This window comes from Rothia sp. 11273D007AR, from assembly GCF_053547255.1.
In genome coordinates, this window is record NZ_JBPPWJ010000004.1 from 86,665 (window position 1) to 108,923 (window position 22,259).

17 protein-coding genes and 1 pseudogene are annotated in these 22,259 nt (G+C 60.5%); 8 read left to right on the plus strand and 10 right to left on the minus strand.

The genetic code is table 11. From position 1 onward, the window contains the following. Window position 1 precedes the first annotated feature (1 nt). The gene (locus ACED88_RS03300; RefSeq protein WP_449108690.1) at window positions 2-1,318 is read left to right on the plus strand and encodes an MFS transporter; all 1,317 of its coding nucleotides are present in this window, start codon (window positions 2-4) and stop codon (window positions 1,316-1,318) included. Here the strand turns inward: ACED88_RS03300 and ACED88_RS03305 are convergent. The 3 genes from ACED88_RS03305 to ACED88_RS03315 all read right to left on the minus strand — a co-directional run bounded on the left by ACED88_RS03305 (window position 1,315) and on the right by ACED88_RS03315 (window position 5,559). Continuing rightward, window positions 1,315-2,148 carry an aldo/keto reductase gene (locus ACED88_RS03305; protein ID WP_449108691.1) on the minus strand — a complete coding sequence of 278 codons (834 nt, stop codon included), beginning with the start codon at window positions 2,146-2,148 and terminating at the stop codon, window positions 1,315-1,317. The genes ACED88_RS03300 and ACED88_RS03305 overlap by 4 nt on opposite strands. Window positions 2,149-2,201: 53 nt before the next feature. After that, window positions 2,202-3,080 (minus strand): aldo/keto reductase, encoded by an 879-nt coding sequence (locus tag ACED88_RS03310; protein ID WP_237187148.1) that lies wholly within the window; start codon window positions 3,078-3,080, stop codon window positions 2,202-2,204. Between the two features lie 112 nt (window positions 3,081-3,192). Beyond that, window positions 3,193-5,559: a Tex family protein gene (locus ACED88_RS03315; RefSeq protein ID WP_449108692.1), complete on the minus strand. Its 2,367-nt coding sequence runs from the start codon at window positions 5,557-5,559 to the stop codon at window positions 3,193-3,195. Window positions 5,560-5,827: 268 nt separating this feature from the next. Here ACED88_RS03315 and ACED88_RS03320 point away from each other — a divergent pair, with 268 nt between their 5' ends. Both ACED88_RS03320 and ACED88_RS03325 read left to right on the plus strand, forming a co-directional pair. Next, on the plus strand, window positions 5,828-7,276 hold the full coding sequence (locus tag ACED88_RS03320; RefSeq protein WP_449108693.1) for a TY-Chap domain-containing protein: 1,449 nt from the start codon (window positions 5,828-5,830) through the stop codon (window positions 7,274-7,276). 41 nt (window positions 7,277-7,317) lie between these two features. Next, window positions 7,318-8,160 carry an HNH endonuclease family protein gene (locus tag ACED88_RS03325; RefSeq protein WP_449108694.1) on the plus strand — a complete coding sequence of 281 codons (843 nt, stop codon included), beginning with the start codon at window positions 7,318-7,320 and terminating at the stop codon, window positions 8,158-8,160. Here the strand turns inward: ACED88_RS03325 and ACED88_RS03330 are convergent. Then, complete coding sequence (locus ACED88_RS03330; RefSeq protein ID WP_449108048.1) at window positions 8,157-9,590, minus strand: amino acid permease; 1,434 nt, start codon at window positions 9,588-9,590, stop codon at window positions 8,157-8,159. The two genes, ACED88_RS03325 and ACED88_RS03330, sit on opposite strands and share 4 nt — an antisense overlap. A gap of 286 nt (window positions 9,591-9,876) precedes the next feature. Between ACED88_RS03330 and ACED88_RS03335 the strand changes: the two genes are divergently transcribed. From ACED88_RS03335 to trmB, 5 genes and pseudogenes are all read left to right on the plus strand, one after another. Then, the gene (locus ACED88_RS03335) at window positions 9,877-10,281 is read left to right on the plus strand and encodes a hypothetical protein (RefSeq protein ID WP_237198796.1); all 405 of its coding nucleotides are present in this window, start codon (window positions 9,877-9,879) and stop codon (window positions 10,279-10,281) included. Window positions 10,282-10,432: 151 nt separating this feature from the next. Next, window positions 10,433-11,857 (plus strand): annotated as a pseudogene (locus tag ACED88_RS03340) (alanine/glycine:cation symporter family protein); the annotation flags it as partial. Window positions 11,858-12,558: 701 nt separating this feature from the next. Further along, window positions 12,559-14,163 (plus strand): GMC oxidoreductase, encoded by a 1,605-nt coding sequence (locus ACED88_RS03345; protein ID WP_449108695.1) that lies wholly within the window; start codon window positions 12,559-12,561, stop codon window positions 14,161-14,163. A 393-nt stretch (window positions 14,164-14,556) separates the two neighbouring features. Then, window positions 14,557-14,808: a hypothetical protein gene (locus ACED88_RS03350; RefSeq protein WP_449108696.1), complete on the plus strand. Its 252-nt coding sequence runs from the start codon at window positions 14,557-14,559 to the stop codon at window positions 14,806-14,808. Window positions 14,809-14,968: 160 nt separating this feature from the next. Further along, entirely contained in the window at window positions 14,969-15,790 is an 822-nt protein-coding gene (gene trmB, locus ACED88_RS03355) for a tRNA (guanosine(46)-N7)-methyltransferase TrmB (protein WP_449108697.1), read from the plus strand. Window positions 15,791-15,877: 87 nt separating this feature from the next. On the opposite strand, the gene ACED88_RS03360 is transcribed toward trmB, so the two are convergent. The 6 genes from ACED88_RS03360 to ACED88_RS03385 form a co-directional block, all read right to left on the minus strand. Then, the gene (locus ACED88_RS03360; RefSeq protein WP_449108698.1) at window positions 15,878-17,332 is read right to left on the minus strand and encodes an alanine/glycine:cation symporter family protein; all 1,455 of its coding nucleotides are present in this window, start codon (window positions 17,330-17,332) and stop codon (window positions 15,878-15,880) included. Window positions 17,333-17,492: 160 nt separating this feature from the next. Continuing rightward, a complete protein-coding gene (locus tag ACED88_RS03365; RefSeq protein WP_449108699.1) occupies window positions 17,493-18,593 on the minus strand; it encodes a baeRF3 domain-containing protein in 1,101 nt (366 codons plus the stop codon). Window positions 18,594-18,855: 262 nt separating this feature from the next. Next, window positions 18,856-19,941, minus strand: a complete 1,086-nt coding sequence (locus ACED88_RS03370; protein WP_449108700.1) for an LLM class flavin-dependent oxidoreductase — start codon at window positions 19,939-19,941, stop codon at window positions 18,856-18,858. 188 nt (window positions 19,942-20,129) lie between these two features. Next, window positions 20,130-20,555, minus strand: a complete 426-nt coding sequence (locus ACED88_RS03375; RefSeq protein ID WP_346875346.1) for a heat shock protein transcriptional repressor HspR — start codon at window positions 20,553-20,555, stop codon at window positions 20,130-20,132. A 2-nt stretch (window positions 20,556-20,557) separates the two neighbouring features. Continuing rightward, window positions 20,558-21,556, minus strand: coding sequence for a DnaJ C-terminal domain-containing protein (locus ACED88_RS03380; RefSeq protein WP_449108701.1), 999 nt, complete (start codon window positions 21,554-21,556; stop codon window positions 20,558-20,560). A gap of 97 nt (window positions 21,557-21,653) precedes the next feature. Next, the gene (locus ACED88_RS03385; RefSeq protein ID WP_449108702.1) at window positions 21,654-22,259 is read right to left on the minus strand and encodes a nucleotide exchange factor GrpE; all 606 of its coding nucleotides are present in this window, start codon (window positions 22,257-22,259) and stop codon (window positions 21,654-21,656) included.

Consider the following 22,259-nt stretch of genomic DNA (forward strand, 5'->3'; position numbering starts at 1 on the left):
CGTGGGTAAGATTCTCATGGACTTCACCCCGCTCACCTACTCCCCCGATTTCAGGCGCATCTGGTTGGGCGGGCTCTTTTCCACCATAGGTTTTGCGATCACCTCGGTGGCGATCGCCCTTGAGATTTATGCCCTGACAGGCTCCTCCGGGGCAGTGGGTCTGGTGGGCCTGGTCTCGGTGGTACCGCTGATTATCGGCGGCCTCTACGGTGGCGTGATTGCTGACCGCTACGACCGGCGCAAGGTCGCCTTAGCCGCAACCCTGGGTATGTGGGGCGTCACCGTACTCATCGCCCTGCACGCCTGGCTCAACATCCACAGTGTGGCGGTGCTCTATGCCCTCATTGCCGCCGAGTCCCTGCTCCAGCCCATCAACCAGTCCGCCCGCGGGGCCATTATCCCCCGCCTCATCAAACCGCGCCTGCTCCCGGCAGCCAACACCCTCATGATGTCGGTGGGCACCCTGGGCATGAGCGCCGGGCCCCTCCTGGGCGGCCTCTTGGTGGCCTCAGTGGGCTACCAGCTCACCTACTCCATCAATGTCTTTGCCATGACCGTCGGCATCTGGGCCCTCTACCGGCTACCTGCCATGCTCCCGGAGCAGAGCGGGGCGGCGCGTCCGTCCGTCCTGACCTCAATCCGCGAGGGGCTGGGGTTCGTGCGGCGCAATACGGTCGTGGGTATGACCTTTGTGGTGGACCTACTCGGCATGTTCTTCGCCCAGGCCCGCCCGCTCATCCCGGCGCTGGCCGCCCTGACCTTCGGCGGCGGTGAAGCCGGAGCCGGCCTGCTGCTAGCTGCCGGCCCCGTAGGTGCCCTGCTGGGGGTGTCTTTCTCTGGCTTCCTCAAGGACGTCCGCCGCCAGGGGCGCTTCCTCACCCTCAGCTACACCGGGTGGGGGCTGGGCTTTATCGCCTTCGGCACCGTCGCATGGGCCTATGAGGGGCGGGTGCCCAGCGCCTCCATCACCGAAAACCTGCTACCGCTCAGCCTGGCTTTTGCGGCCCTGGCTTTCATGGGCTGGGCAGACGCCCTGGGGTCGGTCTACCGCTCCACCATTATTCAGGTAGCCACCCCCGACGCCCTGCGCGGACGCCTGCAAGGGCTCTTCATTATCACGGTTGCGGGCGGCCCCAACCTGGGCATGGCCTTTGTGGGCGGTGCCGCCGAGCTGGTGGGCTCTCCCCTAGCCGCTGTGGTCGGCGGAACCCTGGTCATGGTCACCATCGCCCTAGCGACGCTGGCGGCACCCGCCCTCTGGCGCTATGTACCGGAGCCTATCCCCGAAACACGGCAGCAGCCTATCGTTGGCTCCTAGAAGTCGATATCTGCCGGGTCGGGGCCGATACGGCCTTCGGCTGATGAGAGCGCGTCAATCTTTGAAACCTCGTCACCGGTCAGGGCAACCGACAGGGACTCGAAATTAGAGACGATACGCTCGGGGGTCACTGACTTGGGGATGGCCACAATGCCGTGGGCCCGGTGCCAGGCCAGCACAACCTGGGCGGGGGTGGCGTCGTGGGCTTCTGCAATCTCGCCAATGACGGGGTTCTCCAGCAGATCGGAGCGGTTACCCAGGGGGCTCCAGGCTTCAGTGACGATACCCAGTTCCGCGTGGACCTCGCGCAGGTTCTCCTGGGCGAAGTAGGGGTGCAGCTCAATCTGGTGGATGGCGGGCACAACGCCGGTTTCGGCGACGATTTCGCGCAGCTGTTCCTCGGGGAAGTTAGAGACGCCGATGGACTTGGCCTTGCCCTGCTTCTGTAGCTCAATCAGGGCCTTCCAGGTATCGACGTAGAGACCCTGGGCAGGCTTGGCCCAGTGAATGAGCAGCAGGTCAACGTAGTCGGTGCCCAGGCGTTCCAGGGAAGCCTCTGCCGCGGCTAGAGCCTGCTCGTAGCCCTGCTCGTCATTCCAGACCTTGGTGGTGAGGAAGACGTCCTCGCGGGCGACGCCGGAGTCAGCAATAGCCTTGCCGGTGCCCTCTTCATTGCCGTAGATCTTGGCGGTATCGATGTGACGGTAGCCAGCCTCCAGGGCCAGGCCGACGACCTTTTCGGCGGTATCGTTTTCTACCTGCCAGACGCCGTAGCCCAGCTGGGGAATGCTGTTGCCGTCGTTGAAGGTGAGGCGGGGTGACTCAGTCATATCTTGTCCTTTCGCGTATGCACGGTCACACCCCACTCTAGTCTTCCCTACTCTTAGCCCCTAGCCTGTTCGGTAGGGGTGAACGTGCGCCGGTCGCTGTATTCGGGGGCGCCCAGGTCGCCTTCGGCGGGGTCGCCGCCGAGGCGGTGGTTACGGTGCAGGGCTTCGATAGCCGCTATTTCGTCAGGGGTTAGTTCCATTCCCTGCATCGCCAGGTTGGAGGCCATGCGGGAGGGTGTTTCGGTCTTGGGGATAACCACGTTACCTATAGTCAGGTGCCAGGCCAGCACCAGTTCGGCTACCCCGATACCGCGTTCGCCTGCGAGCTCTTGCAGGGCGGGGTCGGTCAGCACCAAGCCGTTGCCGAGAGGGCTCCAGGCTTCGGTGAGGACGCCGCGGGCTGAGTTTTCTGCCCGCATGCTGGTTTGGGTGAGGTAGGGGTGCAGTTCAATCTGGTTGACAGCCGGGGTGACGCCGGTGTCGCCGATGATCTGGTCAAGCTGGGTGTCGGTGAAGTTAGAGACGCCGATGGAGCGTACCAGCCCGCGCTCGCGCAGCTCGACCAGGGCTTCCCAGGAGGCCCGGTAGCGATCAAGACTGGGCTGGGCCCAGTGGATGAGGTAGAGGTCGAGGTAGTCCAGACCCAGAAGTTCCAGGGAGCGTTCGGCCGCTTCGATAGCGGTGTCGTAGCCCTGGTCGGTATTCCAGAGCTTGGTGGTCACGAAGAGCTCGGCGCGGGGTAAGCCAGATTCGGCCACGGCCTGCCCCACTCCCGCTTCATTCTTGTAGATGGTGGCGGTATCGATGTGACGGTACCCGGTGTCGAGGGCGGTTGCTACTGCTGCTGCGGTGGCAGCCGGTGCGATACGGCAGGTACCAAAGCCTAGCTGGGGAATGCTGCAGCCATCGTTCATGGTCAGGGACAGGTTCATGGTGAGGTCCTTTGCTGTGGAGAATGCAGGGGCGGGGTGCAGTGGCAGCCAGCTGGCTCGGGGCTGGCGTTCAGGGTGCTGGTTGCAGCCGCACCCCTGCCTGCCGTTTTGACTAGCGGCGCCGACGTCCGCTCGTCTTGCGAGCCTTAGGTTCTGGCTCTTCGAGAAGTAGGGAGAGGGAGATACGTTTGCGGGCGGGGTCGGCCTCAACCACACGGACCTGCACAATGTCGCCGGATTTGACGATGGTGTGGGGGTCGGAGACGAACTCGCGGCTCATCTGCGAGACGTGTACCAGGCCGTCCTGGTGCACACCGATGTCGACGAAGGCGCCGAAGGCCGCGACGTTGGAGACGGTTCCTTCAAGAATCATGCCGGGGGTAAGGTCGGCAATCGTTTCGATGCCTTCTTCGAAGCGGGCGGTGCGGAAGGTGGGGCGGGGGTCGCGGCCGGGGGCAGAAAGTTCGGTGATGATGTCGGTGATGGTGGGGATGCCGACGGTGGCTGTGGTGAAGTCACGCGGGTTGAGGGCAGCGAGGGCGTCTGCGCTGACTTTGCCCTGGGTGAAGCCGCCGGCTGCGGCCACAATCTTGCGGGCAAGGTCGTAGGATTCGGGGTGCACACCCGAAGCATCCAGGGGTTCACTGCCGTCGGTGATGCGGACGAAGCCGGCTGCCTGTTCGAAGGCCTTGGGGCCGAGGCGGGGCACCTTGAGCAGGTCGGTGCGGCGGGTGAAGGGGCCGTGCTCGGTGCGGTAGGCAACGATATTTTCGGCGATGGTCTTGTTGAAGCCCGCCACCCGGGCAAGAAGAGCCGGGGAGGCTGAGTTGACGAGTACACCCACAGCGTTGACGGAGTCTTCGACCACGCCGTCGAGGGCGCGGGTGAGGGCAGCCGGTGAAACATCGTGCTGGTACTGGCCGACGCCGATGGATTGGGGTTCGATTTTGACCAGTTCGGCCAGGGGGTCTTGCAGGCGGCGGGCGATAGAGACCGCACCGCGCAGGGAGACGTCCATGCCGGGGAGTTCGCGGCTGGCCAGTTCTGAGGCTGAGTAGACGGAGGCTCCCGCTTCGGAGACCACCACTTTTTCAAGACCCCGGTAGCCGTTAGCAGTGCACTGTTTGATGAGGTCACTGGCAAGTTTATCGGTTTCGCGGCTGGCGGTTCCGTTGCCGATAGCAACCAGTTCTACACCGTGGGTGCACACCAGCTGGGTGAGGGTGTCGAGGGACGCCTGCCACTGGTTTCGGGGGGCGTGGGGGTAGATGACGTCGGTGGCCAGTACCTGGCCGGTCTGCCCAACGACGGCGACCTTGACGCCGGTGCGTAGCCCGGGGTCGAGCCCGAGGGTGGTGCGGGAGCCAGCGGGGGCTGCCAGCAGCACATCGCGCAGGTTGGAGGCGAAGACGGCGATGGCGTCCTTTTCCGCCTGTTCGAAGAGGGAGGTTCGGGCTTCTGTAGCGAGGCGGGGCAGTAGCCGCTGGCGCCAGGCAATACGCACGGTCTTGGCCAGCCAGCCAACGACCATGGCTTCGTCGGAGACCATGTTGAGCACCTGGGCCCCGATTCCCAGGGCTTCAGCCACGGTGCGTTCATACCAGCTACGCTCCCGGTCGTATTCTTCGGCCAAAATTTCGGCAGCTTCGCGGGCGGCACCCTTGAGGGAGGACTTGGCCGGGGGCAGCACGTCCACATCGAAACTGACCTTAACGGCGCCTTCTTTTTCGGCGCGGAGCAGGGCCAGCACCCGGTGGGAGGGAATGCGGCGGATTTCTTCGTTGAACTCGAAGTAGTCGCTGAACTTTGCTCCGGCCTCCTGCTGGCCGGGTACTAGCCGGGAGGTAATGACGCCGCGGCGTACAAAGCGCTGGCGGAGGGTTTCGGCCAGGGCGGGGTCGGTCATAGCCTGCTCAATCAAGATAGCCCGGGCTCCGTCCAGGGCATTGTCGACCGAGGCGACGGTGGCTTCAACCGTACCGGGGTCGGCATCGGCTAGTTCAGGCTCGACGTAGGCGTCAGCGATGTCGGCAGTGGGGGCAAAGGGAACTTCGAGCAGATCTTCAACAAGGGACTCCAGACCGGCTTCACGGGCGAGAAAAGCCAGGGTCTTGCGTTTGGTTTTGTGGGGCGCATAGAGCGCCTCGAGCTCGTTTTTGGTGGGCGCGGACGCCAGCGCGGCGGCCAGTTCGTCGGTAAGCAGGGCCCGCTCGTGCAGGGTCTGCACAATAGCTGCCCGGCGCTCTTCGAGCTCCCGCAGGTAGCGCAGGCGTTCAGCAAGAGTGCGTAGCTGGGCATCGTCCAGCCCGCCTGTGGCTTCCTTGCGATAGCGGGCAATGAAGGGCACGGTGGCCCCATCATCAAGCAGGGCTACAGCCGAGCGCACCTGGTCAACCCGAGCACCGAGTTCTACAGCGATACGTTCCTCGATTGAGGGAAGGGGGGCGTGGGGGTCTGCTACCGGGCCTGCGTGTGTCATAGTTTCTAGTTTCTCATACCGGTTTTATGACCGGGTTCAGCAAGAGGCCTGGGTTCAAAGGACGTTCTAGTCACCTGATTCACATAAGACAGCGTGTACCACCAACCCTGTGTGTAATAGTTACGCTTGCAGTGGGCAGAGAGGGTTAACACCACATAAAGTAGTAGTCATACAGGGTATATATTTTCGGCACCGGAATCACCAGACCTACGCCGAGTCTCTTGTACCGCTACCACGCCCTTATTCAACCTTGCTTTGGAGAACCACCGTGCCAGACGCAGCTGATCTTACCTATACAGAGTTCTGTGAACGCTACGATTCTCTGTTAAGCGGCCTGGCGCGCATGGGCTGGACGTCCTCTGAAGCCGTGCACCGGGCGTCCGTGCTCTACCCCGATATCGATCGCGACCTACTAGATCAGGCCGTTCATTCTGGCCGCTGGTTCTTTAGCGGTAGCCAGGGGCAAACCCACTCAAATGTGCTCATGGCCTCGGCTATCTGGTACGCAGTAGCTGTCAGTTTTGATCTTGAGCCCGACTATGAGTACGCGGCGGTAGGTCTTGACCCGACCATCATCCAGGATCTTCCGCGCATGCTGGAGTCCTTTGCGGTCCCCGCTGAGGCAATTTCCGGAATTGTCGGGCGTATCGGTGCAGCCCTCAAATACATGGCGGAACACCCCTATACCGAGCTCGAAGAGCAGGCCTACGACGACTTCCTCGCCCATCTGCCGCAAGAGATTGCCCATATCTCTCGCGGGGATTTCTCCTGGCCCCCGTCCCGAGCCCTGATTGAGGACCGTCTGGGGGACCGTTCCTGGTCCAAGGCCCTGCTCAAGGTGGGGGCCTGCCCTCCGAATGCTGAGGGGCAGGGTATTAAACTCGAGGCCCACACCCTGAGCGAGCGCACCTTCCGCAACACTCTGGGCGAGTTCCTGAACTACTGTATCCGCTACGACCGCAAGCCCTCGGCGCTGCTCTACGGCAGCTGGGCTGAAGACCCTGCCCGGAGCGGACGCGTGCCCCATCTAGGTACGGTACGGGCCAAGTACGGCTCCTGGCATCTGGCCCTACAGGTTGGCCGCCAGATGCTCAACGACGCAATGGCCTTGGGTGGTTCGCCTGCTTTACCTGCCAGGTCCCTCAAACAACCCCCGGTTGACCCCACCGAGCCTCTCAACATTCAAGAGATTCAGGCTCAGGGTATCGGCGTGGTACAGCCAAAGGTGCTAACCGAAAGCGAGCGTACCGCCCGTGCCTGGCAGCAGCTCCTATCGGTCACCAAGCAGCGTCTTGATGAACTGCCATGGACCCTTTCGCTGCGGATCTACTACCTCTCTCCTGAGGTAGTGAAAACGGAGGACGTCACTAACTTTGTGAGTATTTTCCGTTCACCTGCCGGTTACTTCTGTGAGCTCACGTCCCCCGATGAGTTTGAGGCCATCGAAGTGGAGCTTGATACGGAGATGCTGGAAAAGGCCGGGTGGACGGCTCCCGCGCCGGGCGGCCGTTGGGCTCGAAATTTCCTGTCGGTTTCGGACGCCGCAGAAGGCGTCATCGAAGCCATGCACCGGGGCATGGGCTGTGACCACCCTGATTACTACCAGTCAGATGACCCGACCGGTAACCTTTCGGTACATGTCGCTCACCCCGGTACGGGGTCTATTCCCATGGTTCCGGTGACCGGTAACGGTTTCATATCAATTGACGATTTTTAAGGGGAGAGGTGCCCAGCTCCCAGCGCTAGAATGGGTTGCCTATGAGTGCCTCCCGTAAACGTTCGTCAGCTCCCCGTCTTTCTGCGCCCAGCAACCGCCAAATCCGTGCGGGCGTCCGCCTTGTAGCGGACCTACCCCGGGGTCTGCGGCGGGCTCTGGTGCTTCTGCTGATTGTGATTCTGCTGGTGGGCGGTGTGCTCTGGTTGCACTCTCACGAGTGGAACGTCCGCGCTGCGCTCGATGATCTGCTCAACCCGGCAGGCACCCCCGTGAGCACCGGTTTTGCTGGCTCCGGGGTGCAAACCTATTCCACAGCTAGTGAGGTGCTTGCTAGCCTGACTGTAGCCGAGCCCTATGCTGAGACCCGGTACAAGCGAGATGCCTACGGTAATCCCTGGGCTGATATTGACCAGAACGGGTGCGACCAGCGCAACGATATTCTGACCCGGGACCTGAGTACGCTTGAGATTGCCAGTAACTGCTACGTCCTCTCGGGGAGTTTTATCGACCCCTATACGGCTGAGAGTATTGACTTTACGCGCGGGCCTAAGACCAGTGAGGCTGTCCCCATTGACCATGTAGTGGCCCTATCCAACGCCTGGTCTTCGGGGGCCTGGCAGTGGAGTGCAGAAGAGCGCGTCCTGCTCGCTAACGACCCTCTTAACCTACAGGCTGCGGGGCAGACGGCTAACACTGAGAAGTCCGATAAAAGCGCGGACGCCTGGCTCCCCCAGCCAGGCTATCGTTGCGAGTATGTGGCACGGCAGGTATCGGTCAAAGCTGCCTACCAGCTCACTGTCACCAGCGCTGAAAAGCGGGCTATGCAGGGCGTCCTAGCAACCTGCCCTGACCAGCCCGCTTACAGGTCTGCTTTTGCGGGCTAGTGGTGCTTGGACTTCTCCTCGGCACGGGCGGTGAGGGTCTGGCCGCGGTTCTTGCGGTAGATGAGCCACCAGCCAGCACCTAACAGGGCATACCAGACCGGCATGGCGATCAGGGCCTGGCGGGTGTCTTCGTACATAAAGAGCAGCACGATGACGCCCACGAAGAAGACCAGCACAGCGTAGCAGGTAAAGACGCCACCGGGCAGCTTGTAGACAGAGGCCTCGTGCAGTTCCGGGCGGGTCTTGCGGTACTTGAGGTAGGCAATCATAATCAGCGACCAGGTCACAACGGTCAGCACCGATGCCACCGTAGTGACCAGGGTGAAGGCGGCAATGAGGGAGTCACCCGCATAGAGCAGAATCAGACCCGAGAATAGCAATACAGTGGTCAGGAAAAGACCGTTGCGGGGCACGCCGTTTTTGGAGAGCTTGCCGAAGATGGCGGGGGCATTGCCGTTTTGCGCCAGGCCGTAAATCATGCGGGAGGTTGAGAAGATGCCCGAATTAGCGGACGAGGTCGCACTGGTGAGCACTACGAAGTTCACCAGGTGGGCGGCGAAGCCCAGGCCTGCCAGGGTGAACATCTCAACGAAGGGGCTCTGGTTGGGGTCGATGTTGCGCCAGGGGGTCACCATCAGAATCACGGCCAGGGTCAGCACGTAGAAGACGATAATACGCACCGGCACCGCGTTGATGGCCCGGGGCAGGGTCTTGGTGGGGTCTTTAGTTTCAGCTGCAGTGGTGCCGATGAGCTCAGCTCCCAGGAAGGCAAAGATACCGATCTGGAAGGCGGCAAAGAAGCCGCTTGCGCCCATGGGGAAGAAGCCCCCATCGTTCCACAGGTTTGCCACGGATGCCTTGTCACCGTTGGGTGAGGTAAAGCCTGCAAAGACCATCACCAGGCCCACGATGATGAGCAGGACGATAGCCACAATCTTGATCAAGGCAAACCAGAACTCGATTTCACCGAAGTTCTTCACGCTGGGTAGGTTCAGAGCCAGCAGCAGGCCGATGAGACAGAGGGCTGGGATCCAGGCAGGGAGGTCAGGCCACCAGAAATGAACGTAGCTGGTGATGGCGATGATATCGGCAACACCGATGACGACCCAGGTAAACCAGTAGGACCAGCCCATAAGGAAACCTACGCTGGGTCCGAGCAAATCTGTGATGAAATCGTTGAAGGTCTTGTACTTGAGGTTGGAGAGCAACAGCTCTCCCATAGCGCGGAGCACCAAGAAAATAACAGAACCAATGATTGCGTAGACCAGGAGCAGGGACGGGCCTGCCAGCGAGATGGTCTTGCCTGAACCCATGAAGAGGCCCGTGCCGATTGCACCGCCGATAGCGATGAGCTGGATATGACGGTTTGATAAACCTCGTTGCAGACCTTCGGTTGCCTGCGCATCAGGTGTGTGCTCGGCTGTAGCCATGAGCGCCCCCTTAGAAGAGTCAAAGTCCTGCCAGGAGCGAACGCGACCCTTCATATTCGATGAGAACAGGGGGTAACGCGCCTTTCCAGACCGGTATTTTGTTATAGTTCAGCTCAAGTGTAGTCCTTCTAGCAGGGGTATTTGTTCCGTTAATGTTGATAGCTGCCCCCTTGAGAGTCGCTTACTCCCACTATCTAAGTGGCTCTCCACACGCTAGAATGTTTACACGGAAACAAAATTTCTCGGTTTGTTACCGCAGCCGAGCCCCACTAGGACAGGAATTCTCATGCCTAAGCTTTCTAACGCCGCCCTCCGCCTCACCGCTGGTGCCCTTATTCTTGATCAGGGCATCAACAAGCTCTCCATGGACGAAGAGACTTACAGCCACCTCAAGGGCATGGCTGCCAACGGCGTCCCCCAGGTATCGAAGCTTTCTGACAAGCAGTTCGGCAAGCTACTGGCAACCAGTGAAACCCTGCTCGGCGCCACCCTGCTGACCCCGTTCGTCCCCGCAAAGCTGGCAGGCCTGGGCCTGACCGCCTTCTCAGCAGGCCTTCTGAGCATGTACTTCAACATTGACTCGCTCACCAAGGAAGACGGCATACGCCCCACCCAGGAAGGCACCGCAATGGCCAAGGACGCCGTACTACTCGGCGCAGGCCTGGCCCTACTCTTCTCCAGCAAGAAGTAGTAACCCCAGATCTCTTCTACCCAACCGCCTTTACCCCTACGGAGTGAAGGCGGTTTTTCTATCCTTAATAAACCAACAGGAAGCAGGCTAATCATCAGCCTTATGATAAATTAACGAGAGTTAGACCACAGAGAAAGAAGGGGTTAGAAGAGTGGGCGCCCTACAAGAAGCACTCGACACAGCCAGCAGCTTCATCTGGGGACCTTTTCTACTCCTTCCCCTCCTCATTGGCACCGGCATCTTCCTCACCGTCAGGCTAGGCCTCATTCAACTGAGACTCTTCACCAAGGCCATGAGCCTGCAGTTCGGACGGCGCTCCCGTCAGGAGGGAGCCAAAGGAGAAATATCCTCCTTCCAGGCCATGAGCACCTCCCTCGGCGCTACCGTAGGCACCGGCAACATTGTTGGTGTTGCGCTTTCCCTCAGCATCGGCGGCCCTGGTGCTCTTTTCTGGATGTGGATTACCGCCATTTTCGGTATGGCTTCAAAATATACCGAATGCTTTCTGGGTGTCCGCTTTCGCCATCGAGACAAGATGGGCGAACTCACCGGCGGCCCGCAAGCCTACCTCCAGCGCGGGATCCCCAACCGCTTCGGCAAATTCCTTGCCACCATGTTTGCCGTCTGCTGCGTCTTCGCCTGCTTTGGCATCGGCAACATGACCCAGGCAAACGCCATCTCAGCCAACCTAGAGCACTCCTTCAACATCCCTCCCTACCTCACTGCAGGCGTCCTTGCTCTAGGAACCGCGGCAGCCCTGCTCGGCGGCATTAAAACGGTTTCAAAGGTAACCGCCTTCTGTGTACCCCTCATGATTCTGCTCTACCTGGGTTTTGGGGCCTACATTGTGGCCATCAACGCCCATATGCTTCCAGAGGTTTTCACCATGATTCTGCGGGGTGCCTTTACCGGCGAAGGCGCCCTCGGAGGAGCTGTCGGTGCCGGAATGATTTTTGCCTTACAGGTCGGCGCCCAACGGTCCCTGTTCTCCAACGAATCTGGCATGGGCACCGCGGCCATTCCAGCGGCCGTAGCCACCACCTCCCACCCTGTGCGCCAGGGGCTAGCCTCCATGACTCAGACCTTCGTTGACACCATCGTGGTGATCTCAATGACGGGCTTTATTCTGCTCACAACGGGCACCTGGCGGGGCGATGACCCGGCCACATCAACCTCGATTGCCTTTGCCACCGGCCTGCCCGGTGATTGGGGCGGCTACGTCGTCACCTTCTGCCTGGTCCTCCTGGGGTACTCCACCGTGCTCGGATGGTCCTACTACGGCGAACGCGCCCTAGAGTCACTCGGTGGTGGCGCCAAGGCTATCGTTAGCTATCGCATGATTTTTGCCCTGGTCTGTGGGCTTGGCGCCATCGCCCCGCTCACTCTGGTTTTCACTTTCTCAGATATCATGAACGGCCTCATGGCCATCCCCAACCTCATCGGCCTGCTACTGCTCTCTGGCCTGGTAGCCCGCGAAACCAAAAAGTACCTCACTCACGACCCCAACTTCGAAGCAACGGTCGATAACATCGACAGCTTTATGTACGGCCACCCGGGCGGCTTGGACGCCCAAATCGATCATGAAGTTGACCTCACCCAAAAGAACCCGGTTCTAGAACACCCCGATACCACCAGCCTCAAAGTGGTGACCGAAAAAATGCTTGCTGACGAGGCCAGCCAGACCAACCAGCCCCAGCTCTACGACATCACCCTCGAAGAGGTCAACACAGGAAGTATCCCCCTACAGACAGGCTCCTTACCCATCATCCAGCAGGCAAAGCCTACCTTCGGCTCCCCCACCGACCCACGCGCTATCGACGACTCGACCGAGAGCACAAAATAGTTTTTCGTATCTATCACACATATTTAGCCCATAAAGTAGTACAGTTGGTTTTTAAAAAATGCATCGGGCAAATTCCACGCTGAACATAGCTTTTTTAAATTTTCCTTGATTCATCAAGTGTTATTCCGTTCCAGACCGGAACAAACGGGCCCGTCTCACCCTAAATACAGCACTCCACAGAGACAAACCAACCGCACCCCCAGAAGCACAATCCGGTTTTTCAGCACAGTAGAGCCCACAAGGCACCACCCACCCCACAGACTGCGACATAAGCGCACCCAAAATACCGCTAAAGTGGGGACAGGACTTTTCGTATTCTGAAAAATATCCCCCAGAATATTGCTGAACAGCCCACAGAGCTCTCGCGGTCTCCCCCAAGGCTTACGAGCACCACTCACTCGGTTTCGCACCTGTATATAGAAGAGGACACACCCATGTCATTTACCCCAAACCGTCGCTCAGCCCTAAAGCTGACCGCAGCTGCATCTGCCGCGTCCGCTCTGACCGCCGCTACCGCTACCAGTGCCCATGCTAACGGCCAGAAGCGCATCGCTATCATCGGCTCCGGCTACGGCGGCGCTGTAGCCGCCCGCGCCCTGACCGAAAAGGGCTACACCGTCGACATGATTGAGATGGGTGCAGACTGGGAAAAGATGGCAGCCAAGTCAAACGGCTACAAGTTTGACCAGATGACCTCCCCCACCGAACGCTCCATGTGGTTTGAAGACCGAACCGACATGCCTCTCTCAAGCATCGCAGGCATGGACTTCGTTAACCGCTCCATCGGCCGTGCAGCCGGCGTACTCGGCGTTGAGCGCTTCGCTAACATGAAGGTCTACGTGGGCAAGGGCGTTGGCGGTGGCTCCCTCGCCAACGGTGGTATGGCCGTTACCCCCATCCGGTCCTACTTCCAGCAGGTCCTCCCCCAGCTTGACGCGGCTGAAATGTACGCCACCTACTTCCCCCGCGCTAACGCCAACCTGGGCGTCACTGCACCCCCCTCTGACGTTATCGGCACCTCCAAGTGGTACCAGTTCTCACGCCTCTCAGCTTCCCAGGCTGCCAAGGCCGGCTTCAAACACCAGTTCGTACCCAATGTCTACGACTGGGACTACATGCGCCGCGAGAACTTTGCCCGCGTACCCAAGTCAGCCCTGGGCGGCCAGGTCATCTTCGGTAACGATCACGGTAAGAAGTCTCTACCTAAGACCATTCTGGCTACCGCGTTTGCCACCGGCAAGGTCAACCTGACCCCCCTGACCGAGGTCACCTCCATTACCCAGCAGGCAGATGGCACCTTTGCCCTGGACCTGAAGACCATCGACTTCAAGGGCAATATCCTTGCCACATCTAAGAAGGTCTACGACCGCGTCATCATGGCAGCAGGTTCCGTTGGTACCAACCGCCTGCTCTTGCAGGCTAAGAGTGCCGGAACCATCAAGAACCTGCCCGCAACCCTGGGTACCAACTGGGGCCCCAATGGCAACATCATGGTTGCCCGTAACATGAACGCCGCCACCGGTGGCTACCAGTCCGGCATTCCCGCCATGGGTGTTTCCAACTGGGATAATTCCACCAACTCGGTCTTTGCCGAGCTGGCTCCCTTCCCTGCCGGCATCGACATGCGTATTGGCCTCTACTTGGCCATCACTAACAACCCCAACAAGGGCAAGTTCATCTGGAATAGCTCAACCGGTTCTATGGAACTGGATTGGGATGCTGCTAAGGCTGCCCCCGGCGTTGCAGCAGCTAAGGCCTTCATGGACAAGATGAACGCGGCCAACCCCGGCACCTCCTACAACACCGGCCTCTTCCAGGGTGGCAAGACCTTCGCCGACTACTTCACCTACCACCCCCTCGGCGGCGCCGTTATCGGTGAAACCACCGATCTCAACGGTGAAGTAAAGGGTGTTCCCGGTCTCTTTGTTATGGACGGCTCCCTGATTCCTGGCAAGATTGGTGTTAACCCCTTCGTAACCATCACTGCTATCGCAGAACGCAACATGGACCGCCTGCTGGCAGCAGGCCGTTTCGCCTAAACACAGAAAGCACACAATGACTGCGCACACTCCCAAACGCCGCACCGTACTGAAAGCTGGTGCCTGGGCGGCCCCCCGCTGTCCTGGCGACCGCAGCTATCCCCGCTTACGCTGCGAGTTTTGAAGAGGTCCCTCGTACCGATCTGGCAATTCAGATTGCTGACCCCACTGTAGATTGGTCAACCTTCGAGCCTGTCTATGACAGCCCCATCTACCGTGGCCCAACCACCACGACTAACGTAGCCGCTTACGCGTCTTTTCCCAATACCATGACTATCACCAATGTTGGTACGGTGCCCGCAGTGAACCCCAGCGGCACCCTACTGACCGACATGAACGATGTTGCTACAGACGCTACCGGTTCAAACCGGGCCGGCACCTACGTTAACTCAAGTGATCCGCTCGTCACCTTCGCGTACGCTGGACAGGCAGGCTGGGGGTTCCCCCTCCTTTACCTGGACCTACTCCGGCGTCCTACAGCCCGGTGAGTCCGTAGAGATTCCCCTGCGCTATTACGTGAATTTCCCTTTCTGGAACGTCCAGTACGAGCTGTTCGTAGCAGTTACTGTCATCGATGAGATGGACGGCGATTCAGACGATAACTTTGAGCACATGGGCGTCACCCAGGGCCGCGTTATCTACTAAGTAGAACCGTCAGGGACCCTCCACCGGGGCAGGCTGTTTTCAGCCTGCCCCGGTGTCTATCTGTGACGATATACTTGGGGAAGTCTTTCTTTCCCCTACCGGCGGCACTTTGCGTTTCCGTGCGCGCCGGTTTATCTGTTTCAACCTCGTAAGGAGAGTTATGGAAACCAACAAGCAAAAGCAGGACCTGGCCGCTAAGGCCGAGCGTGCAGCGGCAGGTGAAGACCTGACCGCCCCCGTCCCCGAAAAATTTCACCGCCAGCCCTACTCCTTCGTCCGCCGCGGCGACCGTCTGACCGCCCGCCGCCAGAAGGCCTGGGATACCTACGCCCCTACCCATGTGCTCGACCTGCCCCGCAACATCGGCGATACCTCGGTCGCTGAGGGCGCGGTCTTTGACCAGCAGACCCTGTACGGACGAGCCGATGCCCCTCTCGTCGTTGAAATCGGCTCCGGCCTGGGCGAGGCCATCGTCAACCGTGCCACCCAGGTGCCCGAGGCTAACTTCCTGGCTGTTGAGGTCTACACCCCCGGCATCGCCGACCTGCTGCTGAAGATGGGTCAGGCCGGGGTCGAGAATGTACGCGTAGCCCAGGCCAACGCCCCCGAGCTGCTCGATAACCTACTCGAAGAGTCTTCTGTTGATGAGCTCTGGGTCTTCTTCCCCGACCCCTGGCACAAGGCCCGCCATCACAAGCGTCGTCTGGTCTCCCCTGCCTTTGCAGATAAGGTAGCCCGGGTTCTTAAGCCCGGTGGTATCTGGCGTCTGGCCACCGACTGGGAAGAATATGCCCTGGTCATGCGTGAGGTACTTGATGCCCACCCCGAGTTCACCAACGCCCACGCCGGTGAAAACACCACCGATGAAGACCCTGTTGGCGGCTGGGCCCCTCGCTGGGACGGACGCGTGGTCACCAGTTTCGAACGCAAGGCCGGTGAGGCGGGCCGCCGGGCTCACGACCTGACCTACATTCGTCGGTAAAAATCCGTTAGCTGTGTAAAACAGGCGGGTACCTGAACGCACCATAGGTGTTCGGGTACCCGCCTCTTTTATAGGTAGAGGGTCTTCTTACTGCCCCGTTTTCTCGTAGGAGTCAATCGCTCCGGGGTGCCCCTGCATAAAGGCGTCGATCTCGGCCTTAGATGCGGTGAGTTTGGGGTCGTTAGCCAGGTAGTACTTGGTTTCCCTCACGATTAGCCCCGACATGAGGAGCAGGCCAATCAGGTTGGGAATGGCCATGAGCCCGTTGGCGATGTCTGAGAAGGTCCAGGCCACGGTCAGTTCCATGGTGCAACCGAAGTAGACAATCACCGCGAAGAAAAGGCGGTAGGGGGTAACACCGCGGCGGCCGAAGAGGCGCTCAATGTTGCGTTCGCCGTAGTAGGCCCAGCCCAGAATGGTGGAGTAGGCGAACATGACCAGGCCGATGGTCACAATCCAGCTTCCAGCGGGGCCTATTACCGAGGCGAAGGCCTGACTGGTCATCACGGAAGCAGACATTTGCTCGCCGGTTGCAGGGTCGCTGGCGTGCCAGATACCGGTGACAACCAGTACCAGGCCGGTGCAGGAGACCACGATGATGGTGTCGATGAAGGTCTGGGTCATCGATACCATGCCCTGTCGCACCGGGTGGGTGGTCTGGGCGGCTGACGCGGCGATAGCGGCAGAGCCCATGCCGGATTCATTGGAGAAAATACCGCGGGCCACGCCGTACTGCACGGCGTACATGAGGGTGGAGCCCACAAAGCCGCCGACAGCGGAGGAGCCGGTGAAGGCGTCCGCAAAAATCTGGCCGAAGGCCGCGGGCAGGTCAGCGGCGTGCACACCCAGAATATAGAGGGCCCCGCCCACATAGAAGAGGATCATAACCGGCACGAAGGCACTGGTTACCCGCCCGATAGATTTGATACCGCCCATCAGCACGAAGAGGGTGATGATGGCCAGGACGATGCCGGTGAGGGCTGCGGGCAGGTGGAAGGTATCTTCAAGGTTGTGGGCAATGGAGTTACCCTGGGCGGTATTGCCGATGCCGAAGGACGCCAGCACGGCGGCTACCGCGAAGAAGAGGGCTAGGAATTTGCCCAGGGGGCCTTTGATGCCGCGCTGGAGGTAGTACTGGGGGCCGCCGGAGACTTCTCCCTTGGCATCTGTGGTGCGGTAGCGCACGCCCAGGAAGGCTTCGGAGTACTTGGAGGCCATACCGAAAATAGCGGTGACCCACATCCAGAAGAGGGCGCCGGGGCCACCGATGGAAATCGCGGTGGCAACGCCGACGATATTACCGGTACCCACCGTTGCGGCTAGGGCGGTGGTGAGGGACTGGAACTGGGAGATGTCGCCGCCGGTGGCGCCGTCGTCCTTGCGTTCGAAGAAGGCTAGACGGTTAGCGACGAGTAGTTTGGTGAGCTGGATAAAGCCCAGCCGCACCGTCAGGTAGATACCGGTGCCAAGAAGCAGCGGTATGAGCACAAAGGGCCCCCAGATGAGGGAGCTTATAGCGCTCAAGACGTCTTGAAAGGTCATGTGGTGTCCTTGATACAGGTCGCTGCGGGCGAGGGAGCACCGCAGCTGCGTGATGAATAAGGACGCCCCGCCGCAGGCGTGTGCACTGCGGTGGGGCGCCTTTTCAACTATAGCGAGTCAAGGAACCGGTGGCCTATCTCGTCTTATTCTGTGTACCTGCTTACCAGCGAGTGATTGCTGCCAGTTTTTCTTCCTGGTGTTCGGGGGCGGGCTTCACTTCGCCACCTGAACGGAGCACCAGGTTAATAGCTTGGGCCTTTTCGCTGAGCTGACCGTCGGCGGCAGTTTCAATACCGGGGACCACCAGCAGGGTGGCAATCTGCCCCTGGGTCGCTGCGTCTACAATCTCGCCCGCACCGATATAGCGTTTACCGGATCGGGCATCGTCAATCTGCTGGGCGAGACTCTTGGCTTCAGTACCAGCTACCTCAGCGAGTACGGGCTGCAGCTTTTCTAGGAGCTGACTTTCGCTCATCTCATCGACCCTGCCGGTAATGACGGTTTCAAGCACCTCGCCCCAGCTAGTAACAGAACGGAACTCGTTGGCCAGTTCTTCAACTCCCGCGAGGACGAGCGGGTGGCGGTTGGGCTCTGCTATCTCCGCTTCAATGCCCTGGGCTACCTTGCGCAGGAATCGCTCGCGGTAGATACGGTCGGTATCGGAATCATTGGTGTGGGCGTGGAAGGTGGCTTCCCCACCACCCTTAGGGGCCTGCTGCTGGGTGCGCTGCACATCGTAGTCGTTGTAGATATCGTCTTCGCTCTCGATCATGTTCTCGAGGTTGATGCGGCCGATACGGGTGCCGTCGGTTTCAAAGAGGCGCACTTCTTTGCGGGAGAGCGCCAGCAGGTGCAGGCTGGTGTCGGTGCTGAGGAGAGGGACGAGGGCGGTGAGGTCGTAGTCGTCAGCTACGGTGACGCTTTCGGGTAGCTCGAAGGGCAGGCGCTGGGCGGTGAGCTGGTTGCCATCGAGTAGAATCAGCAGACCGTCTCCCTGGTGCTGCCAGTAGTCACGGTCGTCGTGGAGTTCTTGGGCAGGAGCGAGGATGGGGTCTGCGTCGTGACCGGCTGCCTCGAGCTTCTCACGGGCAGATGAGACAAGGTTACGGAAGCGGGTGGCATTTCCCGTGGTGTCGCGACCGGCGCGTTCGGTGGGAAGGGTGAGGGTGACTCGGACAGCCCCCTCAGTTGCGGGTTCGGTCAGAGCCTTAAGGTCGAGGGTGTCGAAGGGCTTGTTGGAAGAAAGGTGGGTGTCGGTCACGGTCGGCTCCTTTGTCGATCGATGGGGCGGGTCTACCCGCTGATAGAACTAAGCTAGCTGACTAATACCGGGATTTTCAAGACTTTAAGCCTTATCTGCAGCAGAATGACGGCCTATGAACAGCAGGTTGATAGTTTTCCCACAAAGCCTGGCATACCCACCCCTGACTACCGTAGACTTAAAGATTGTGGCGGCACCCAAACAGGGTGCCGCCACTTTATTAGCTACTGTGGCCGCTTGCGCTGCCACAGGCGTCCTTACTCTAATCTTCTGCCAGCAGTTCGCGAACGCGCGGCAGTACCTTGGTGCCGTAGAGCTCAATCGAGTTCATGGAGTGCTCATGGGCTAGAGCGCCATTGGAGAACTTGAGATCAAAGCGGTTGATGCCCAGCTTCTTGGCGGTATCGGCAATCTTCTGGGCGACGGTTTCGGGCGAACCCACATAGAGGGCACCGTGTTCAATTTCGTGCTCAAATTCGCGCTCCCCTGCCGGACCCCAGCCGCGTTCGGCACCGATCTTGTTGCGGTTAGCGATCCAGTGTTCGCGCAGCTGGTTGCGGGCTTCTTCGTCCGTCTCGGCGATGTGGCCGGGTGAGTGCACGGCAATAGGCAGGGTTCCGTTCCCCAGCTGCTCGTTGGCCCGGCGGTAGAGGTCGGTGTAGGGCTTGAAGCGCTCAGCGGGGCCTCCGATGATCGCGAGCATGAGCGGGGTCTTGTACTGGGCCGCGCGGGCAACAGATTCAGGGCTGCCACCAACAGCCAGCCAGTGCTTAAGAATGCCCTCGGTCTTGGGGTAGATCTCCTGATTGACCAGGGGTTCACGGTTGCCGGGGTTCCAGTTGAGGGGCTCCTGGGTGATGATTTTAGTGAAGAGGTCGAACTTCTCAGAGAAGAGGGAGTTGTAGTCTTCGAGTTTGTAGCCGAAGAGGGGGAAGGACTCGGTGAAGGAGCCGCGGCCCAGTACGGCTTCGGCACGGCCGTTGCTGAGGGCGTTGATGGTGGCGAAGCGCTGGTAGACGCGGATGGGGTCGTCAGAGGAGAGGACGGTGACGGCCGAACCTAGGTGGATACGCTCTGTGGAGGTTGCCAGGCCCGCCAGGATGGTGTCGGGGGCGCTAACGGCATAGTCGGGACGGTGGTGCTCACCGATACCGAAGAAGTCGACGCCGACGCGGTCGGCCAGCTGGCCCTGCTCAAGGACGTTGCGGATGACCTGGGCGTGGTGCAGGCGGTTGCCTGCCAGGTCAGCGGTGGTGTCTCCGAAGGTGTCTAGCCCCATCTGAAAGGCGGTGTTATCGACGCTGGGTAGGCTGGGACGCAGGTCGGGGGCGGTACTGATGCTGGTCATTTCGTTTACCTTTCGGCGCTGTATTGATCGTTTACAGGAGGTTCAACACCAGCCTACATTGCTTTATTCCGAAAGTTTTCTGTGGTGCTATGGTTAGCCGTATCTTGAATGTAGCGATGGTTGCCATCAGCACGAATCTCTTTCGCGCTGATGGCAACCATCGCTACAGTCAAGACCCAGGGGCGGACTTAGCGCGGCCGGTAGAGCACCACGGCCTGGGAGGTCTGGCGGGCAGCAGGACGCTTGCCCCGGGCCAGGTGCACAGCCCCACCGGAGGTTCCGGCAGCAAAGATGCGAGAGTTCTCCTGCAGGCGATTGCGCAGGGCCTCATTCTCAGCCTGCAGCTCGGTCATGCGGGCTCGCAGAGCCTCCACCTGGTTCTCCAGCTGCATGATGCGCTTGATACCCTCGAGCGAGACGCCGGACTGGGAGAGCTCCTGAATCTCCTGGAGTTTCTGCACGTCGCGTTCGGAGTAGCGACGGGCCCGCCCCGGGGCTCGCTGGGGCTGCACCAGCCCCAGGCGGTCGTACTGGCGCAGGGTCTGTGGGTGCATACCGGCCAATTCGGCCGCTACGGAGATAACGAAGACCGGGCGGTCAGATTCGAGAGCCATTCCTAGTCACCAGCTTTCCTCAGCAGGTCCTCACGGGGGTTGGCCTGGGGTGCCACCGCGAAGAAGGCGTCAAGGGCTGCCTCAGCTTCGGGTGTGAGGTTGGTGGGCAGCTGCACCTCGGGGATAACCAGCATATCGCCGGTGCCCTTCTTGGTCACGAAGCCGCGGCCCTTAGCACGCAGCTTACGGCCGGACGGGGCCCCGGCAGCCAGGCGGAGTTTGACGCTCCCGCCGTCGAGGGTGGGGGCCTCAATCACGCCGCCCTTGACGGCTTCTTCCAGGGTGACGGGCACACGCACGAGCAGGTTATCACCCTCGCGGTCAAAGACGGGGTGGGAGTCCACACGGACGGTGACGATCAGGTCCCCTGCCCCACCGGCACCGGGGTGCCCCTTGCCTCGGGCACGGATTTTCTGGCCGTCCTTGACGCCGCGCGGCAGGCGAACCTGGGCCTGGGAGCCGCCGGGGCGGAACACCGAGACCTCAGCGCCGTCGTAGGCCTGCTGGATGGTGATGCGGGCGCTGGTGGTGGCGTCCTCGCCCTTGGGAGCTGAGAAGCCGCTACCGGGAAAGCCACCCGCACCGCCAGGGAAGCCGCCGGTGGAGCGTCCGGCCCCGCCAAAGCCACCGCCACCAAACATGCCGCCGAGCAGGTCTTCAATGTTGATGCCTGCTCCGCCGCCGCTGGTGGAATAGGTGAAGTTTCCGCCACCAGCACCGCCGGGGAACCCGCCCGGGAAGCCACCTGCCCCACCAAAGCCTGCGGCCCCGTACTTACGGATCTGGTCGTACTCTTCCTTCTGCTTGGGGTCTGAGAGCACGTCGTAGGCTTCTGAGACTTCCTTGAATTTCTTTTCGGCGGCCTCGTCGCCGGGGTTCTGGTCGGGGTGGTACTTGCGGGCCAGCTTGCGGTAGGCCTTCTTGATATCTGCCTCGGAGGAATCCTCGGCTACGCCTAGTACCTTATAAAAATCTTGATGGAGCCAGTTTTCGCTCGCCATATGCCTCTCCTTCCGAGGTAGATCTTGTGTCTTTTAGGGGGGTAGAACTGGGCGGGCACCCAGCCTGACGTATCAGGCCGGGTGCCCGCCCGCGTCCTTATTCTGCTACCGCTACGGCTACCTGGGCGGTGCGGACCACGCGGTCCTTCACCTTGTAGCCGTTGCGCAGGACCATGGAGACTGAGTCAGGCTCAACCTCGCTGGTGGGCTGCTGCAGTACAGCCTCGTGCACCTGGGGGTTGAAGGGTTCGCCGACCTCGCCGAATCGCTCAAGGCCCTGCTTGGTCAGGGTCTCTTCGAGCTTGTTAGCGATGGCGGCGAAGGGGCCTTCTTCAAGGTCGCCGTGCTTGCGGGCGGCATCGATATCGTCGATGACGGGCAGCAGGGCAGCAACCAGATCGGCGATCACGAAGTCGCGCAGCTGGTCTTTTTCCTTGGCGGTGCGGTTCTTGTAGTTGGTGAACTCGGCCTGAAGGCGGCGCAGATCTTCGAGACGTTCGGCGGCCAGGGCCGCGTCAGCGCTCTCAGCTGCCTCTGCACTTTCGCCAGCCTCGGCTGCGGCAAATTCTTCATCTGCCGCAGCGTCAGCAGCTACACCTTCGGGCTCGGGGTGACCTTCGGCTGCCGGGGCGGCGAAGGCGTCCTCCAGAGGGTCGGTGCCCTCGGGCTGGTTGTCTACGGGCTCGTTGGTGTTCTCAGCCAT

Excerpts from the sequence above, each read along its gene's own strand:
- ACED88_RS03305 (WP_449108691.1), bottom strand. The coding sequence starts at position 2,148 with ATGACTGAGTCACCCCGCCTCACCTTCAACGACGGCAACAGCATTCCC.
- ACED88_RS03310 (WP_237187148.1), bottom strand. The coding sequence starts at position 3,080 with ATGAACCTGTCCCTGACCATGAACGATGGCTGCAGCATTCCCCAGCTA.
- ACED88_RS03315 (WP_449108692.1), bottom strand. The coding sequence starts at position 5,559 with ATGACACACGCAGGCCCGGTAGCAGACCCCCACGCCCCCCTTCCCTCA.
- ACED88_RS03325 (WP_449108694.1), top strand. The coding sequence starts at position 7,318 with ATGAGTGCCTCCCGTAAACGTTCGTCAGCTCCCCGTCTTTCTGCGCCC.
- ACED88_RS03330 (WP_449108048.1), bottom strand. The coding sequence starts at position 9,590 with ATGGCTACAGCCGAGCACACACCTGATGCGCAGGCAACCGAAGGTCTG.
- ACED88_RS03335 (WP_237198796.1), top strand. The coding sequence starts at position 9,877 with ATGCCTAAGCTTTCTAACGCCGCCCTCCGCCTCACCGCTGGTGCCCTT.
- ACED88_RS03345 (WP_449108695.1), top strand. The coding sequence starts at position 12,559 with ATGTCATTTACCCCAAACCGTCGCTCAGCCCTAAAGCTGACCGCAGCT.
- trmB (WP_449108697.1), top strand. The coding sequence starts at position 14,969 with ATGGAAACCAACAAGCAAAAGCAGGACCTGGCCGCTAAGGCCGAGCGT.
- ACED88_RS03360 (WP_449108698.1), bottom strand. The coding sequence starts at position 17,332 with ATGACCTTTCAAGACGTCTTGAGCGCTATAAGCTCCCTCATCTGGGGG.
- ACED88_RS03370 (WP_449108700.1), bottom strand. The coding sequence starts at position 19,941 with ATGACCAGCATCAGTACCGCCCCCGACCTGCGTCCCAGCCTACCCAGC.
- ACED88_RS03375 (WP_346875346.1), bottom strand. The coding sequence starts at position 20,555 with ATGGCTCTCGAATCTGACCGCCCGGTCTTCGTTATCTCCGTAGCGGCC.
- ACED88_RS03380 (WP_449108701.1), bottom strand. The coding sequence starts at position 21,556 with ATGGCGAGCGAAAACTGGCTCCATCAAGATTTTTATAAGGTACTAGGC.
- ACED88_RS03385 (WP_449108702.1), bottom strand. The coding sequence starts at position 22,259 with ATGGCTGAGAACACCAACGAGCCCGTAGACAACCAGCCCGAGGGCACC.